At 61.6% G+C, this 15,569-nt stretch carries 17 protein-coding genes, 1 tRNA gene and 1 riboswitch; of the genes, 11 read left to right on the top strand and 7 right to left on the bottom strand.

Annotated features, from left to right (window positions below):
* Window positions 1-71: 71 nt before the first annotated feature.
* From BM267_RS10880 to BM267_RS10865, 4 genes are read left to right on the top strand one after another with little or no spacing between them, the layout of a single operon-like run.
* The gene (locus tag BM267_RS10880; protein WP_036992445.1) at window positions 72-380 is read left to right on the top strand and encodes a PepSY domain-containing protein; all 309 of its coding nucleotides are present in this window, start codon (window positions 72-74) and stop codon (window positions 378-380) included.
* A complete protein-coding gene (locus tag BM267_RS10875; RefSeq protein ID WP_074779982.1) occupies window positions 373-705 on the top strand; it encodes a PepSY domain-containing protein in 333 nt (110 codons plus the stop codon). Before BM267_RS10880 ends, BM267_RS10875 begins: the two co-directional genes overlap by 8 nt.
* Window positions 705-1,376 carry a response regulator transcription factor gene (locus BM267_RS10870; protein ID WP_036992444.1) on the top strand — a complete coding sequence of 224 codons (672 nt, stop codon included), beginning with the start codon at window positions 705-707 and terminating at the stop codon, window positions 1,374-1,376. The genes BM267_RS10875 and BM267_RS10870 overlap by 1 nt, the downstream gene beginning before the upstream one ends.
* Complete coding sequence (locus tag BM267_RS10865) at window positions 1,373-2,680, top strand: sensor histidine kinase (protein WP_074779980.1); 1,308 nt, start codon at window positions 1,373-1,375, stop codon at window positions 2,678-2,680. The genes BM267_RS10870 and BM267_RS10865 overlap by 4 nt, the downstream gene beginning before the upstream one ends.
* Before the next feature lie 159 nt (window positions 2,681-2,839).
* Here BM267_RS10865 and BM267_RS10860 read toward each other — a convergent pair whose 3' ends face one another.
* The gene (locus BM267_RS10860) at window positions 2,840-4,159 is read right to left on the bottom strand and encodes a Na+/H+ antiporter family protein (protein ID WP_074779978.1); all 1,320 of its coding nucleotides are present in this window, start codon (window positions 4,157-4,159) and stop codon (window positions 2,840-2,842) included.
* 163 nt (window positions 4,160-4,322) lie between these two features.
* Entirely contained in the window at window positions 4,323-5,933 is a 1,611-nt protein-coding gene (locus BM267_RS10855; protein WP_051611300.1) for a methyl-accepting chemotaxis protein, read from the bottom strand.
* Window positions 5,934-6,261: 328 nt separating this feature from the next.
* Between BM267_RS10855 and rloA3 the strand changes: the two genes are divergently transcribed.
* Window positions 6,262-6,954: a retropepsin-like aspartic peptidase RloA3 gene (rloA3, locus tag BM267_RS10850; RefSeq protein ID WP_074779976.1), complete on the top strand. Its 693-nt coding sequence runs from the start codon at window positions 6,262-6,264 to the stop codon at window positions 6,952-6,954.
* A 14-nt stretch (window positions 6,955-6,968) separates the two neighbouring features.
* Here the strand turns inward: rloA3 and chrA are convergent, their stop codons facing one another.
* The 3 genes from chrA to BM267_RS10835 are packed head-to-tail and all read right to left on the bottom strand — an operon-like array spanning window position 6,969 to window position 8,967.
* A complete protein-coding gene (gene chrA, locus BM267_RS10845) occupies window positions 6,969-8,177 on the bottom strand; it encodes a chromate efflux transporter (RefSeq protein ID WP_074779974.1) in 1,209 nt (402 codons plus the stop codon).
* Between the two features lie 30 nt (window positions 8,178-8,207).
* Window positions 8,208-8,738, bottom strand: coding sequence for a DUF2058 domain-containing protein (locus BM267_RS10840; protein ID WP_036992435.1), 531 nt, complete (start codon window positions 8,736-8,738; stop codon window positions 8,208-8,210).
* Between the two features lie 52 nt (window positions 8,739-8,790).
* On the bottom strand, window positions 8,791-8,967 hold the full coding sequence (locus tag BM267_RS10835; protein ID WP_074779972.1) for a DUF2897 family protein: 177 nt from the start codon (window positions 8,965-8,967) through the stop codon (window positions 8,791-8,793).
* A 166-nt stretch (window positions 8,968-9,133) separates the two neighbouring features.
* On the opposite strand from BM267_RS10835, the gene BM267_RS10830 reads away from it, so the two are divergent.
* Window positions 9,134-9,210 (top strand) — tRNA-Asp (locus tag BM267_RS10830).
* A gap of 73 nt (window positions 9,211-9,283) precedes the next feature.
* Here BM267_RS10830 and BM267_RS10825 read toward each other — a convergent pair.
* Window positions 9,284-9,730: a DUF411 domain-containing protein gene (locus tag BM267_RS10825; RefSeq protein ID WP_036992431.1), complete on the bottom strand. Its 447-nt coding sequence runs from the start codon at window positions 9,728-9,730 to the stop codon at window positions 9,284-9,286.
* Between the two features lie 30 nt (window positions 9,731-9,760).
* Complete coding sequence (locus BM267_RS10820; protein WP_074779970.1) at window positions 9,761-10,006, bottom strand: heavy-metal-associated domain-containing protein; 246 nt, start codon at window positions 10,004-10,006, stop codon at window positions 9,761-9,763.
* Between the two features lie 215 nt (window positions 10,007-10,221).
* Window positions 10,222-10,461: riboswitch (cobalamin riboswitch) on the top strand.
* Between the two features lie 119 nt (window positions 10,462-10,580).
* On the opposite strand from BM267_RS10820, the gene btuB reads away from it, so the two are divergent.
* The 5 genes from btuB to bluB are packed head-to-tail and all read left to right on the top strand — an operon-like array spanning window position 10,581 to window position 15,549.
* On the top strand, window positions 10,581-12,395 hold the full coding sequence (gene btuB, locus BM267_RS10815) for a TonB-dependent vitamin B12 receptor (protein ID WP_036992429.1): 1,815 nt from the start codon (window positions 10,581-10,583) through the stop codon (window positions 12,393-12,395).
* 31 nt (window positions 12,396-12,426) lie between these two features.
* Entirely contained in the window at window positions 12,427-13,002 is a 576-nt protein-coding gene (locus BM267_RS10810) for a hypothetical protein (protein ID WP_074779968.1), read from the top strand.
* Window positions 12,999-13,610: a cob(I)yrinic acid a,c-diamide adenosyltransferase gene (gene cobO, locus BM267_RS10805; protein WP_074779966.1), complete on the top strand. Its 612-nt coding sequence runs from the start codon at window positions 12,999-13,001 to the stop codon at window positions 13,608-13,610. The genes BM267_RS10810 and cobO overlap by 4 nt, the downstream gene beginning before the upstream one ends.
* Window positions 13,607-14,899, top strand: a complete 1,293-nt coding sequence (locus tag BM267_RS10800) for a cobyrinate a,c-diamide synthase (protein WP_036992426.1) — start codon at window positions 13,607-13,609, stop codon at window positions 14,897-14,899. The genes cobO and BM267_RS10800 overlap by 4 nt, the downstream gene beginning before the upstream one ends.
* Complete coding sequence (gene bluB / locus BM267_RS10795; RefSeq protein WP_036992425.1) at window positions 14,896-15,549, top strand: 5,6-dimethylbenzimidazole synthase; 654 nt, start codon at window positions 14,896-14,898, stop codon at window positions 15,547-15,549. The genes BM267_RS10800 and bluB overlap by 4 nt, the downstream gene beginning before the upstream one ends.
* Window positions 15,550-15,569: the final 20 nt, after the last annotated feature.

Below are 15,569 nucleotides of genomic sequence, written 5' to 3'. Positions count from 1 at the left end.
GCCATTTTTAAGGTTCAGTTCAGTTTGTCGGTCTACTATTCAATTGTGTTCAAACAACGGAGCGACATGATATGAAAAAACTTATTGCACTGTCTTGCGCAGCTTTTCTGGGCCTGGGTTCGGCTGCGGTATTCGCCGATGATGATGTGAGTTCGGCCGAAGCAGCGAAACTGGTAGAGGAAGGCAAAATCAAAGCGCTGGACAGCCTGGAAGAAAAGGCTCTGTCCGTCAAGGCCGGTCAGATTACCGACCGTGACCTGGAACATGAATATGGCCGCTATATCTACAAGCTGGATATCCGCGCCGATGACGGCACCGACTGGGACATCGATATTGACGCCAGCACCGGTGAAGTCCTCAAAACCGAACAAGATGACTGATCGATTTCTGGCACTGAAGCCGGCCGCCTTGTGCGGCTGGCTGTGTTTTGGTCTGCTGCTCGGATGGACCTCGCCGGCCGCAGCCGATGATATCGATCATGATGAAGCGTTGGACCTGGCCGAGCGTGGGGTGATACTGCCATTGCAGACCTTGATCGCCGACGCCCTGGAGCGCTATCCGGGGCGTTTTCTCGAGGCTGAACTCGAGCATGATGATGGGCGTTACATCTACGAGATGGAAATAGTCACCCGGGATCGCCGGGTGCTGGAATTGGAGTACGACGCCGTGACCGGTGTGCTGCTCGATGTGGACGAGGATGATTGATGCGGCTGTTGCTGGCTGAAGACAATGTGGCGCTGGCCGACACGCTCTGTACCAGCCTGCGCCAAGCCGGTTATGCGGTCGATTGGCGAGCCGATGGTCGGGATGTGCAGCTGCTCGGTGAACAGGAGCCCTACGACCTGTGCATTCTCGACCTGGGCCTGCCCGGCCGCGGTGGTCTGGAGGTACTGCAGGCCTGGCGCGGTCAGGGGCTGAGCTTGCCGGTGCTGGTGCTCACCGCCCGGGGTAGCTGGACCGAGCGGGTCGAGGGGCTGCGTGCTGGTGCTGATGATTACCTGACCAAACCTTTCCATCCGGAAGAGCTGCTGCTGCGCATCCAGGGATTGTTGCGGCGTAGCCATGGGCGTGAGCCCCAGAACCAGTTGCACGCGGCCGGCCTGAGTCTGGATGAAACCACCCAGCAGGTCTCCGGCCCCGGCCTGGAAGCCGTGCAGCTGTCGGCCAGTGAATTCCGCTTGCTGCGCTGTTTCATGCTGCACGCCGGTCAGCTGGTATCCAAGGCGCGGTTGGCCGAGCACCTGTACGATTATGAAGCCGAGCGGGACTCCAATGTGATCGAAGTGCTGATCAATCACCTGCGTCGCAAGTTGGGCAAGCAGACCATCGAGACCCGCCGCGGTCAGGGGTATGTACTGGTGGGGCGACAGGTTTGAGGTCCATCGGCCGTCAGCTGGGCGGTGGCTTGCTGCTGGTCCTGTTGCTCACGGTGATGCTGGTGGGGCAGGGCAGCGTGTGGTTGTTCGACCGCGCTCTGCGTGATTACCTCAGTACTGACCTGCAGCGGGAAACCGATGCGCTGCTGGCAGCACTTACTCCGGGACCGAGCGGCTTGTATCTCGACTTGCAGCGAGTCAGTCCGGATTACCAGCGGCCATTCTCGGGTCGCTATTTCGTATTGCAGACCACGGAGCGCTGGCGCTCCCGCTCGCTGTGGGACCAGCGTTTGCCGCTGGACGCAGAGGGGTTGCAGAATACCCTGGTCCCCGGGCCGGCAGGCCAGCAGTTGCTGGTGCACTCGGGGCGTTTCAACAAGCTCGGTGAGACAGTGACCATCAGTGTGGCCATGGATTACGAGCCGCTGCTGGAAGCCTTCAGCCGGGCCAGGTGGTGGATCTGGGGTCTCGGTGGGCTGGCAGTGGTAATCGCCCTGCTGATTCAGCAGGGCCTGCTGCGCCGGGCGCTGCTACCGCTGCTTCGCGCCCGCCGGGAACTGGCAGAGTGGCGCACTGGCCAGCGTCTGGAACTCAGCGATGATGTACCTCAGGAGCTGTTGCCGCTGGTCCACGAAATCAATCATCTGGGTGCCCAGGTAGATCAGATCATCCAGCGTTCACGCAAGGGTGTCGGTGATCTCGGCCATGCACTGAAGACCCCGCTGGCGGTTACCGAGAGCCTGGTGCGTCAGGCGGAGCTGCCAGCCAACAACAAGCAGGCCATCACCGCGCAGCTGGAGGACATCCGTCGGCAGCTGGAGCGCGCACTGCAGCGTTCGCGGCTGGCGCCGGAAAGCCAGGCCGGTACCCGCTTCCATCCTGCTCAGGACCTGCCCTGGTTGATTGACTCGTTGCGGCAGATCCATGGCGAGCGGGTGACCATCGACAGTCCCGTGCATCCGGGACCGGAATGGCCTTTCGAGCGCGAAGACATGTTGGAGCTGTTGGGTAACCTGCTGGATAACGCCTGCAAGTGGGCCCGTAGCCAGGTGCGTGTGGATTGGGAGCTGAGTGCCGAGGCATTGCTGCTGCGGGTAGAGGACGATGGTCCGGGTATCGATCCCGCGAACCGGGAGCGGGTATTGCGGCGGGGCACCCGGCTGGATGAAAGCGTCACCGGCCATGGCCTGGGGTTGGCGATCGTCGGGGATCTGGTGGAAGTGTACGGCGGTGAGCTGGAACTGCTGGACAGCGAGTCGGGTGGGCTGGTCGTGCAGGTAAGCCTGCCGGGACCACGGAGGTAAGCCGGCGGCAGGCGAATGCCATGCCGGCCGGCAGGGCCATCATCGGCCCTGCAAGTCGCCGCCACCGCGGTCAAGGTTTGCGCGCTGCAGCGGCGTGGCAAGCAGCGGCTTTTGGTGGGAGCGGCCTTGGCCGCGTATGGCTGGGAGAATCTTGCCGGGTCAGAGCACCATCGCCGCGGCCCAGCCGAAGGCGATCAGCGGCAAGTTGTAATGCAGGAAGGTCGGCACCACGGTATCCCAGATGTGATTGTGCTGGCCGTCCATGTTTAGGCCGGCGGTGGGTCCGAGTGTGGAGTCGGAGGCGGGCGAGCCGGCATCCCCCAGGGCGGCAGCGGTACCGACCAGCGAGACGATGGCCAGCGGGCTGAAGCCCAGTTGCAGCGCCAGCGGCACGTAGATGGCGGCGATGATCGGGATGGTGGAGAACGACGAGCCAATACCCAGGGTGATCAGCAACCCGACCAGCAGCATCAGCAGGGCCGCCAGCGGTTTGTTGTCGCCGATGGCAGCGGCGGAACTGGTGACCATGGCCTCGATATCGCCGGTAGCCTGCATGACCGAGGCAAAGCCGTTGGCGGCAATCATGATGAAGCCGATCATGGCCATCATTTTCATGCCTTCGGTGAACAGGTCATCAGCTTCGCGCCAGCGCACCACTCCGGAGGCGGAGAACACCACGAAACCGGCCAGCGCGCCCATGATCATCGAATCCAGCCACAGTTGTATGGAGAAGGCGGCAATCACTGCCACCAGCGCCACCAGCAGGGTCTTGGGCGTATAGTTAACCTTCTCCGGTGTTTCCCCGGTACCTATCGCTGCGGGGGCGTAATCCCGGCGCTTGCGATAGCTGAAGAAAGCTACGGCCAGACCGCACAGCATGCCCAGCGCGGGCAGGGCCATGGCCTGCATGACACTGATACCGGCCACGTCCAGACCGCCATCCCGGACATTGGCCAGCAGGATGTCGTTCAGAAAGATTCCACCAAAACCCACCGGCAGGAACATATAGGGAGTGATCAGGCCGAAGGTGAGCACGCAGGCGACCAGGCGGCGATCCAGTTTCAGCTTGTTCATGACGAACAGCAGCGGCGGGACCAGCAGAGGAATGAAGGCGATATGGATCGGCAGGATATTCTGCGAGGCCAGGGCTACCACCAGCAGCATGAACAGGAGAATGATACGCAGTTTCCCGGTACCACCTTCGCGCTGGCCGTTGATCATGAGCAGGGCGCGGTCCGCCAAAGCGTGTGCGGTGCCGGATTTGGCGATCGCCACGGCGAAGGCGCCGAGCAAGGCATAGCTCAGGGCTACGTTGGCACCTTTACCTAGGCCATTCTGAAATGCCTGCAGAGTGGCATCCAGACTCAAGCCGCCCAGCAGGCCACCGGTAACGGCGCCGATAATCAGCGCCACGACTACGTGTACACGGCACAGACTCAGGATGAGCATTACTGCTACCGCAACGACCACTGCGTTCATGGTTACGTCCTGTTCGAAAGATCAATTGCAAGGGAGGGCGCGTACTCTGCCGCATGGTTCTGGTGCTGTCAAAAGTTCCAGATGAAATTGTTTCGGGTCAATACCTGGCCGGTGCACCGCAAACCGGCGTCCATGGACGCCGTTGCGACTAGGCACTGTTGCCTCAGATTCTGAAGCGCCCGATCAACCCGCTGATCTGCTGACCGATGCGCGCCAGATGCTGACTGGCCTGGGCCGTCTGCTGGGCGCCGTCGGTGGTTTCCCGAGCCAGCTCCGCTGCCTCGGTCACGTTGCGGTTCACATCTTCCACCACAGTGGACTGCTGGGTGGTTGCGCTGGCAATGGACGCATTCAGGCTGACCAGATGCTGCATCGAGGTGGCGATCTGTTCCAGCGCCTGTCCTGCGGCATTGACCTGCTCGACGCTGAGCTCGGAATAGCGGCTGCTTTCGTTGATCACGCTGACCACCGATTCGGTATTGGTCTGCAGGCGGGTGATCATGCCGTGGATTTCCTCGGTGGACTTCTGGGTGCGCTGGGCCAGGTTGCGCACCTCATCCGCCACCACGGCGAAACCGCGGCCCATTTCGCCGGCGCGGGCGGCCTCGATGGCGGCGTTGAGCGCCAGCAGGTTGGTCTGCTCAGCAATGGCGCGGATCACATCCAGTACCGTGGCAATCTCCCGGGCATCGGCAGACAGCGTAGCCATGTGGTCCACTGCGGTATTCACGCTGGTAGACAGGTGCTGAATCTGCGCGATGGTCTTCTCCACCTGCCCCCGGCCGAAATCAGCGCCCTCGTTGGCGTTCTCCACTTCCTGCGCGGCGGCGTTGGCATTCTGCGCCACGTCCTGTACGCCGTAGGTAATCTCATTGACCGCTGTGGCCATGAGTTCCATGCGTTCGGATTGGCGGGTCATGCCGGCGAGACTGGCATGGCTGATCTGGTCCAGTTGCTGGCTGGCACTGATCATCTGGTTGGCGCCGTCGCCCAGTTGCTGAATCAGCTTGCGCAGATTGCCGGTGAAGGTATTGAAGTGCCGGGCCAGCAGGGCCAGCTCATCCTGCCCTCTGGCGTCCAGCGTGCGTGTCAGGTCACCGTCGCCATCGGCGATCTCACTCATGGCTCGCACCACATGATCCAGCGGCCGGGTGATGCTGCGGCCGATGACATACAGGCTGGCAATCATGATCAGTAGGATCACCGCTACCACCGACAGCGCCCAGATGACCTGGGTACGGAACCGGCTCTCCATTTCGGTCAGCAGGATGCCGGTGCCGATCATGTAATCCCACGGCTTGAAATGGGTGAACGCGGCCAGGCGGCGGACCGGCGTACCCTCGCCAACGGTGCCGCCCGGTTTGACCCAGTCATATTCGTAGTAGCCGGTACCCTGATTGCGTGCCAGCTTGACCATCTCCTGGATGACGCTGACGGAGCCGTCGCGACCCAGGGTGCTGAGGTCGACACCTTCGGTTTCCGGTGCGAAGGGGTGCATGCGCATGACATAGTCCATGCCATTGACCCAGAAATACTCGTTGCCGTCGTAGCGCAAGCCGCGCAGGGTTTCGAGTGCCTGCTGCCGCGCCTGCTCGCCGGTGAGTTCGCCACTGAGTTCCCGGGCGTGGTAATGGGCCAGCAGCCCATGTGCGGTTTCCACCAGGTGGGTGGCTTTGGTGATCTGAGCGGAATGGATTTCCTTGCGCAGATGGTCGAGTGAAATGAAAGTAAGCACCAGCAAGCTGGCGAGCGAGACAATCAGGATGAGCCACATCCGTTGGTTAATTCTTATTCTGCGCAACAGGTCCATTCTTCCCTCTCCGGCATCTGTTTTCTGGTAACTGCGGCCTGGCTGAGCCAGACTACCTTCTGCTTTATCGGTCGGATTGGCGGATACTGAAGTACTTTTCACTTGCTGGCCAGTGTCGATAGGCCACTATTCGTCAGCTGAATCTCTCTGTACGGCGATCCAGCTGCAACTCCGCGCCATTGTGGAGCTTCCGGTGGTTGCTACGGCGTGCTAAATTGCCGCCGCTGTTCGGCAGGGATGGCACTTTTCGCCTACGCCCCGGTCTATCTGTTTGTTTCCCAAAGGATATTTTATGCAGTTATCTATCAAGAGCTTGTCCCTCGCAGCCCTATTGAGCACAGCCGTGGTATCCAATGGTGTGATTGCGGATGCCAAAGAAGCCATCGACCCGCCGGAAGAGGCCGTTCTGACCGAAGATATCGCCGGCAAAGTAGTGGTCGGCTGGGTCGAGAAGGGGTTGATCCTGCCCGAGGAAGCCGTCGTCAAGGTCAAAGTGGATTCCGGCGCGCTGACTTCGTCCATGCATGCGGTGAACATGGAACGCTTCACCCGCAAGGGCAAGCGGTGGGTGCGTTACGACGTACCGGTGGTGGATGCTGATACTGGAAACAAGGTCACCCTGCATTTCGAGCGTCCGGTATATAGACAGATGACCGTGCGCGGCGCCGGTGGCGAGGACTATCGGCCGGTGGTGAAGATGCGCATGTGCATTGGTAACCGGGTCTACGAGGAGCAGTTCTCCTTGCGCGATCGCAGCGATATGACCTACCCGGTTCTGCTTGGTCGACGTACCATCGAACACATCGGTCTGATCGACGTATCCGATACCTTCATGCTGCCACTGGACTGCCCGGATGCGGCCAGCGAAGACGAGCGCGACCGGCAGCAGCAGATGAAGGAAGACGCCAATCTGGTGGATGACAGCCAGATCGACCAGCCGTCAGAAGCGGAAGAAGAAGACGACGAGCAGGAAGGCGGTGAGTGAGCCGTCAGGCCATCTCAAGCTGACAGCCAGCCCAGCACCGCCGTGGCGAGAACTACCAGCCACGGCGGCAGTTTCCAGAATACCAATGCAACGAGCGCAGCCAGCGCCAGGGCGAAGCTCTGCGGCGTAGTAATGGCGCTGGTCCACACCGGCTGATACAGCGCCGCCAGCAGCAGGCCCACCACCGCAGCATTGATACCCGCCAGCGCCGCCCGGGTGCGGGGGCTGTGACGCAGCTGCGCCCAGAACGGCAGCGCACCGATCACCAGCAGAAACGATGGCAGGAAGATCGCCAGCAGGCAGATCAGCCCAGTGACCCAGCCGGGCGGGCCGAAATCCATCGCCGTGCCGAGGAAGGCGGAGAAGGTAAACAGCGGACCGGGCACGGCCTGGGTTGCGCCATAGCCCGCCAGAAAGGTATCGATATCCACCCAGCCGGGTTGCACCGTTTCCGCCTCCAGCAGTGGCAACACTACATGCCCACCACCGAACACCAGTGAGCCTGCTCGATAGAAGCTGTCCACCAATGCCAGCATCTGGCTGGGGATCAGTGTGACCAGCAGGGGCAAGCCAAGCAGGAGAAGGAAAAACAGCGCCAAGGCCATCGAGCCGGTTCGACGCGTGATATGGACTGGCAATTCATCCTGCTGTTCATCTGTGTCGGGGCTGACGAGCAAGAGACCGAGCAAACCGGCAATCAATAGAATCAGCGGCTGGCTCCAGATGAAGGGCAGCAGGAGCGCCGCAATGGCGCTGCTGGCCATCAGCGTGATGCGCAAGCGGTCGGGGCACAGAGTGCGGGCCATGCCCCAGACGGCTTGAGCGACGACCGCTACGGCCACGACTTTCAGCCCCTCCAGCATGCCGGCATTCAGGCTGTTCTGGTAGGCCAGCGAACTGGCAAACAGTATCAGTACCAGAGCCGAGGGCAGGGTGAAGCCGGCCCACGCCGCCAGCGCACCGCGGTAACCGGCGCGGGACAAGCCCAGCGCCAGGCCCACCTGGCTGCTGGCCGGGCCGGGTAGGAACTGGCAGAGAGCGACCAGGTCGGCGTAGCTGCGTTCGGCAAGCCAGCGACGGCGTACAACGAACTCCTCGCGAAAGTAACCCAGATGGGCCACGGGGCCGCCGAAGGAGGTCAGGCCCAGACGCAGAAATATCAGAAATACCGACCAAGGGCTGCGATCAGTGTCGGAAGAGCGTGCGGGCGCAGCCTGGGTCATGCCATTTCTGTCCGGTCTGGTTGGGAGGGCTTACCACATGAGATCGTCAGGTACTTTGAAATCGGCATAGGGATCATCTTCTGCAGCCTGTTCGGCTTCCACCTTGGCAATGATTACTGGCCAGTGGGGCGCACGTTCGGCGACTTTCTCCGCGACGTCCAGCGGGATGATTTCGAAATGCCCGGAGAGCCGTACGATACCCAGCTTGCCGCGGCTGAGCTTGCCGAACTGCTCCTCGGTGACGTAGATCTTCTTGATCTTGTTCTTGGCCACGAACTGGTACGCGGTTTCCCCGCCGCTGCGGTCCAGTTTGGCCTGCTCGATCAATTGCTTGGCCTGGGCTTCGCGCTCGCGACGGGCGGTCTCCTCCTGGCGTTGCAGGTTCAGCTGGCGATCGCGCTCGGCCTTGTCGGCACGTGCCTTCTCCACCGCGGCTGCGGTGTCATGTACCTTTTCCGGAGTGTTCTTGGCGGCCTTCTTCTTGGCGCGTTGGGCCTGCTTGAGTTTCTTTTCGTCGACCAGTCCGGCCTTGAGCAACTGGGCTTGCAGTGAATTGACCATACTGTGGAACTACCTGTTACGCGGCTAAAAATGAGAGTGACGCATTCTAGCATCAGTCCTGTTGCTTCTCCCGCCTCTCTTGCGCTTCGAGTTCAGCTTGCCGGGCTTTGATGCGCTTCATCTGCTCATCGCCGATCGGCATCTTGTTGGCGGTCTTGCGCAACATATACAGCCCGCCGATGACAGTAGCAAGAATGATGATAATGAAAAGCCAGCCGATGCCAGACATGTCGAGCTCCTTTGTTGGAAGGTCTGCTCTCAGGATGGTTAATGGATGAGCGTATGGCAAATAAAAGCGATATGGTTGAAGGCGAGGCTTGACTTAATCTGACGAAATATTAGAATGCGCGCCTGCTTCGATGACAGGCACATGAGTGTCGGTGTCGGACAGATGCGCAGCGGTAGTTCAGTTGGTTAGAATACCGGCCTGTCACGCCGGGGGTCGCGGGTTCGAGTCCCGTCCGCTGCGCCATATACAAAGCCTTTGATCAGTGATGGTCAAAGGCTTTTTTCGTTTCTGGCGGCCGGAGCCGCCAGGGGCTGACTCAGTTGCCGGGGTATTCGGCGACGACTTCGAGTTCGCCTTCCTTGGTCAGTCCGACCACCTGATAAGGATCCTGGCGGTCGCCGTATTCCATGCCGGGCGAACCCATCGGCATGCCGGGCACGGCAATGCCCAGCAGATCGGGCCGTTCCTTCAGCGCCAGTACCTGGGCAGCGGGCACATGGCCTTCGATGAACTGACCATTGATCACGGCGGTATGGCAGGAGCCGAGTTGCGGTGGTACGCCCAGTTCCTGTTTCACCGTCGCCATGTTGGCTTCGACATGGTCGTTGACGCTGAAGCCATTGCTTTCCATGTGTTTGATCCAGTCCTTGCAGCAACCGCAGTTGGCGTCACGGTGCACGTCAATGGTCAGACTGTCGGCGGCCTGGGCAAAGCCGCCGATCAGCAGGGCAGTAAGAGCTATGAGACGTAGTCTGGTGCGCATTCCATATTCCTCGTTGGTATTTATCGTTGATCAGCTGCAGCCGCCGCAGCAGGTGGTGTGGCCAGCATGCGCGCCAGCCGCCGCAGCAGGGTAGCCGGCTGCGTCCAATGCGCTGATCAGCGCTGCACTGTCGGCACTTCCGGCAACCGTGACCTTGCTATCCTCGAGGCTGACCTGGACGTCAGTCACGCCGGCGACAGCCATCAGCGCTTCGGTGACATGTTTAACACAATTGTTGCAGGTCATTTGCTGAACATTGAATTGAAGAGAACTCATGATGGCGCTCCTTGTGCGTGACATGCTCGAATTTTCAACCCTGACACGATGGCAAGGTCAACCCGGCTCCCGACTTTTTTTGAGCGTCTAAAATGCCTACGCTTTGCCTTCTACCGAATGAGTGGAATCTCCACGGCCCCATCGGTTGACTCTCCCGCTGGCGCGTGAATTCGGGCGCTGGCGGGGGCGCCTTTACTTACCTGTGAAAACCTCTTAGTCTTCCACCCGCTTCAGGTTCCTGCCCGGTATTGCCCGGCAGGTTAAACAGGGAAGCCGGTGCGTCTGTTCCAGACTATCCCGGCGCTGCCCCCGCAACGGTAAATGAGAGTCGGATTACCTCAAGGTACTATCTGACAGATGATTCAGCACGACCACTGTGCCTGCACGGGAAGGTCGAATCATCGGATATTCATCCGCTCATGAGCCCGGAGACCGGCCTGTCGCATATCACAGCAGTGCGGCGGGCTCTGCGGGTGTAGCGTTTTCATGCTGGGTCTGAAACCGTCTCCCCAACTCCGTTCGCCGACTGCATAACCAGCCATGCCGTACGGGTGAGTACGGCGACGGAGCACAGATGAAGTTTGCACGCACCTCCCTGGCGATGGCCCTGATGGCCACGGCCGCTTTTTCCCATGCCGAATCCCTTTCCCTGGACAATCAGGTCGTTACCGCCACCCGCACCGGGCAGTCCCTGGGTGCCAATCTGGGCGCGGTAACACGACTGGACCAGCGCGCCATCCAGCGCCTGCAGCCGACCGATATGCTGGATCTGCTGCGCCGTACTCCGGCGCTGAGCATCGTCAACAATGGCGGCGCGGGCAAGTCCAGTACCTTTGGCATTCGTGGCAGCAGCAGTGACCACGTGCTGGTGCTGATCGACGGGGTGCGTATTGGCTCGGTTACCAGTGGGAGCGCCGCGTTGCACAATCTGCCCATCGAGCAGATCGAACGTATCGAGATCGTGCGTGGGCCGCGTTCCAGCCTGTATGGCTCCGAAGCCATCGGCGGCGTGATCCAGGTCTTTACCAAGCGCGGTACCGGTGGTGATCCCAAACCTTGGATGTCGCTCACTGCCGGCAGCCGGAACCACCATGGGGGCAGCGCCGGTGTCTCCGGCGGCATTGGACAAGGCTGGTACAGCGCAGCGGTGACCAGTCTGTCCACTCGTGGCATCGATGCCCGGCCTGGCCGTGGTGATCCGGATAACGATGGTTACCGCGAACTCTCCGGCAACCTGCGCGCCGGCTATCGTTTCGACAATGGCCTGGAGCTGGAAGGCCATGCGCTGGAATCCCATTCCCATAGCGACTTCGACTCGGGCTACAAGGCCAACAACGACTCGAAGCTGAAAACCCACGGGCTCAATGCCCGCTTCTCACCGCTCGAACCCTGGCGGGTGACACTGCAGGCGGCGCGCAGCGAAGACCAGAATGACACCTTCAATGGCAGCACTTTCAACAGCCGTTTCGATACCCGGCGCGACAGCCTGGGTTGGCAGAACGATATCGATCTTGCGCCTGGCCACCTGCTGACCCTGGGTTTCGACCACCTGACCGATGAAGTCAGCAGCAGTACGAACTACAGCGAGAACCGCCGCACCAACAAGGGCTACTACGCCCAGTACCTGGGGCAGCGTGGTGTGCATGAATGGCAGCTGAGCCTGCGTCATGATGATAATGAACAGTTCGGTCGCTACAACACCGGCAGCATCGCCTACGGCCTGAGCCTGACTGACAATCTGCAATGGGTGGCCAGTTACGGCACCGCATTCAAGGCCCCCACTTTCAACCAGCTGTACTACCCCGGCTTCGGTAACCCGGATATCAAGGAAGAAACCTCGCGCAATATCGAAACCGGATTGCGGGGCGAGCACGATTGGGGTAACTGGGCGGTCAACCTGTTCCGCAATGAAGTGGAAGATCTGATTTCCAGCGTGAGTCTCGGTGGTGGCATCTATCTGTCGGAGAACATAGACAAGGCGGTGATCAAGGGAGTGGAGTTCGAGATTGCCAGCCACTGGCTGGGCTGGGACTGGAGCAGCAACCTGACCTTGCAGGACCCCGCCAACCGCAGCTCTCGCCCGGGGCAGGGCGATCTGCTGGCCCGCCGGGCCGAGCAGATGTTCAACCTGGATATCGACCGCCGTTTCGGCCGCATTGGCGTCGGCGCCGGTCTGCATGCCGAAGGCCGACGCTGGGATAACGCCGCCAACAGCAACGAGCTGCACGGCTACAACACCGTCGATCTGCGCGCCGAGTACTGGTTCAGCCATGCCTGGCGGCTGCAGGCGCGCATCAGCAATCTGTTCGATACCGACTACGAGACCGCTGCGAGCTATCAGCAGCCGGGGCGCGCCGGCTATCTGACGGTGCGTTATCAACCCTTGTAACAGTAAGACCACATCCACAGGAGAATGACATATGTTGGCACTATCCAAGCGCGGTCAGTTGGCCGTGGGTATTGTTCTGGTGCTGTTGATGGCCATCACCCGGGGCAGCCATTTCAGCACGGTCAATCTGCCCGGCGCATCCTGGGCGGCGTTCTTCCTGGCCGGTGTGCTGTTGCGTCCGCGCTGGGCCTTTCCGTTGCTGTTTCTGCAGGCGGTGTTCATGGATGTGATGACCGTCGGCTGGAACAGCGCAGGGCATCACTGCATGACGCTGGCCTACTGGATGCTGCTGCCTGCCTATGGCTCGCTGTGGCTGGGCGGTCGGCTGTACGCTGGCTGGCATCGTGAGCAGCCGATCAGTCTGCTGGTGCTGGCCGGAGTCATGGCTGCCAGTGCGCTGGTCTGCCAGACCTTCTCCAGTGGCGGCTTCTACTGGTTCTCGGGGCGTTATCCCGACCCGACTCTGCTCGGCACCGTCGAGCGTCTGGCGAACTACTATCCCAAGTACCTCGGCTCGCTGGCCTTCTATGTGGCCATCGCTGCGGTGCTCTACATTGGCTGGCAGCTGTTGGCCCGCCAGCGGGTCGCCGAGGGCCGCAAGGCATGAGCGAATCCAGCGAACGGGATGAGCGCCACCGCCAGCGCATGCAGCGCAAGAAGGCGGTGGTCGATGAGAAGATTGCCCAGGCCCGCGAGGAGCGTGGGCTGCTGCTGGTGCTGACCGGCAACGGCAAGGGCAAGAGCAGTTCTGCCTTCGGCATGGCGGCGCGCGCCCTGGGCCATGACATGCAGATAGGCATCGTCCAGTTCATCAAGGGTGCTGCCAGTACCGGAGAGGAGCATTTCTTCCGGCGTTTCCCGGAGCAGGTGCGTTATCACGTGATGGGTGCCGGTTTCACCTGGGAAACCCAGGATCGCCAGGACGATATCGTCAAGGCGCAGGCGGCCTGGGCGGTAGCGGTGGAACTGATGCGCGATGAGAGTGTGGCGCTGGTGGTTCTCGATGAACTGAATATCGCGCTCAAATACGGCTATGTGCAGCTGGATCAGGTGCTGGCCGATATCGCCGCCCGCCCGAGCCACCAGCATGTGGTGGTGACGGGGCGTGGTGCACCGCCTGGACTGATCGAGGCAGCCGATACCGTGACCGAGATGGGTGTGGTCAAGCACGCCTTCAAGGCGGGTATCAAGGCACAGAAGGGAGTGGAGTTCTGATGAGTGCACAATGTCCGGCATTGCTGATCGCCGCGCCTGCCTCGGGGCAGGGCAAGACGACGGTCACTGCCGCTCTGGCGCGGCTGCACAGCCGCAATGGTAAGCGGGTCAGGGTATTCAAGTGCGGGCCGGACTTTCTCGATCCGATGATCCTGCAGCGGGCGAGCGGCCGACCGGTGTATCAACTGGACCTGTGGATGGTCGGGGAAGAGGAGAGCCGCCGGCTGTTATGGCAGGCGGCGCAGGAATCAGACCTGATCCTGATCGAGGGTGTCATGGGGCTGTTCGATGGCACGCCCTCGGCGGCGGATCTGTCGCGCCGCTTCGGCGTGCCGATCATGGCGGTGATCGACGGGGCGGCTATGGCCCAGACCTTCGGCGCGCTGGCCCATGGGTTGGCGACATTCCAGCCGGACCTGCCATTTGCCGGGGTGCTGGCCAACCGCATTGGCAGCGCCCGGCATGGTGAGATCCTGCGTGACAGTCTGGGCGAGGGGATGGGCTGGTTCGGCGCGTTGCCCAGGGATGCCGCCGTGGAGTTGCCGAGCCGACATCTGGGGCTGGTGCAGGCGCAAGAGCTGGCGGATCTCGATGCGCGACTGGACGCAGCCGCCGATGCGCTGGAGCAGAGCGCCGACACTCGCCTGCCAGAACCCGTGAGCTTCGCTGCTGCATTGCAGCCGCCGGTCGCGCCGCTGCTGGCCGGGGTGCGGATCGGCGTGGCCCGGGATACGGCTTTTGCTTTCATCTATCAGGCCAACCTGGATCTGTTGCGCAGTCTGGGTGCAGAGCTGACGTTCTTCTCGCCATTGACTGACAGCCAACTGCCGGAGGTGGACAGCCTGTATCTGCCGGGAGGCTATCCGGAACTGCACCTGGAGGCCTTGTCGGGTAACCAGTCGATGCTGGCCGCCATCCGCGCTCACCATGATGCGGGCAAACCGATTCACGCCGAGTGCGGCGGCATGCTCTATCTATGCAATTCACTGGCGGATGCCGAAGGTGCGCGTGGCGAGTTGCTGGGGTTGCTACCCGCCACGGCGCAGATGCAAGGTCGGCTCGCTGCCCTGGCATTGCAGGAGATTGCTTTACCCGAAGGCACCCTGCGTGGCCATACCTACCATCGCTCTGTGCTGGAGTGCGAGCTGGAACCGCTGACCCAGGGTGAGTGCCCGAACTACCGGCGCACCGCCGAACGGGTATGGCGTATCGGCCGGCTGACGGCCTCCTATATCCATTTCTACCTGCCGGGCAATCCGGTGGCCGCCGCAGAGCTGTTTCGTCCATGAGCGGGCATGATTTTTCCGATGAGGAGCGGGCCGGAGTGTACCGCGCCATCCGCGAGCGCCGGGACATGCGCCATTTCACCGGTGGTGAGGTGGCCCCGGAACTGCTCGGTCGCTTGCTGCAGGCCGCCCATCAGGCGCCGAGCGTCGGGCTGATGCAGCCCTGGCGGTTCATCCGGATTACCCGGCCGGCGCTGCGCCGGGACATCGCGCAACTGGTGGAGCAGGAACGGCTGCTCACCGCCGAGGCGCTGGGTGAGCGTGGCGACGAGTTCATGCAGCTCAAGGTCGAAGGTATCCTCGATTGCGCCGAGCTGTTGGTGGCGGCGCTGCCGGACGGGCGCGAGCGGCATGTGTTTGGCCGCCGTACGCTGCCGGAAATGGATCTGGCATCGGTTGCCTGCGCCATCCAGAACCTCTGGCTGGCAGCCCGCGCCGAGGGGCTGGGCATGGGCTGGGTATCATTATTCGACCCACAGGCGCTGGGCGAGTTGCTGCAACTGCCGCAAGGGGCACGCCCTGTGGCCATTCTCTGTCTTGGTCCGGTGGCCGAGTTCTATCCGCGCCCGATGCTGGTTGAGCAGGGTTGGGGCGAGGAACAGCCGCTGGCGCAATTGCTGTTCACCGATGGCTGGGGGCAGCAGGATGGGTGAACAGCAGTGCCATAGGCCGC

This window comes from Halopseudomonas bauzanensis, from assembly GCF_900114735.1.
Lineage (GTDB): Bacteria > Pseudomonadota > Gammaproteobacteria > Pseudomonadales > Pseudomonadaceae > Halopseudomonas > Halopseudomonas bauzanensis.
The sequence above is the reverse complement of the archived record's forward strand: the minus strand, read 5'-3'. Positions and strand labels throughout refer to the sequence as shown.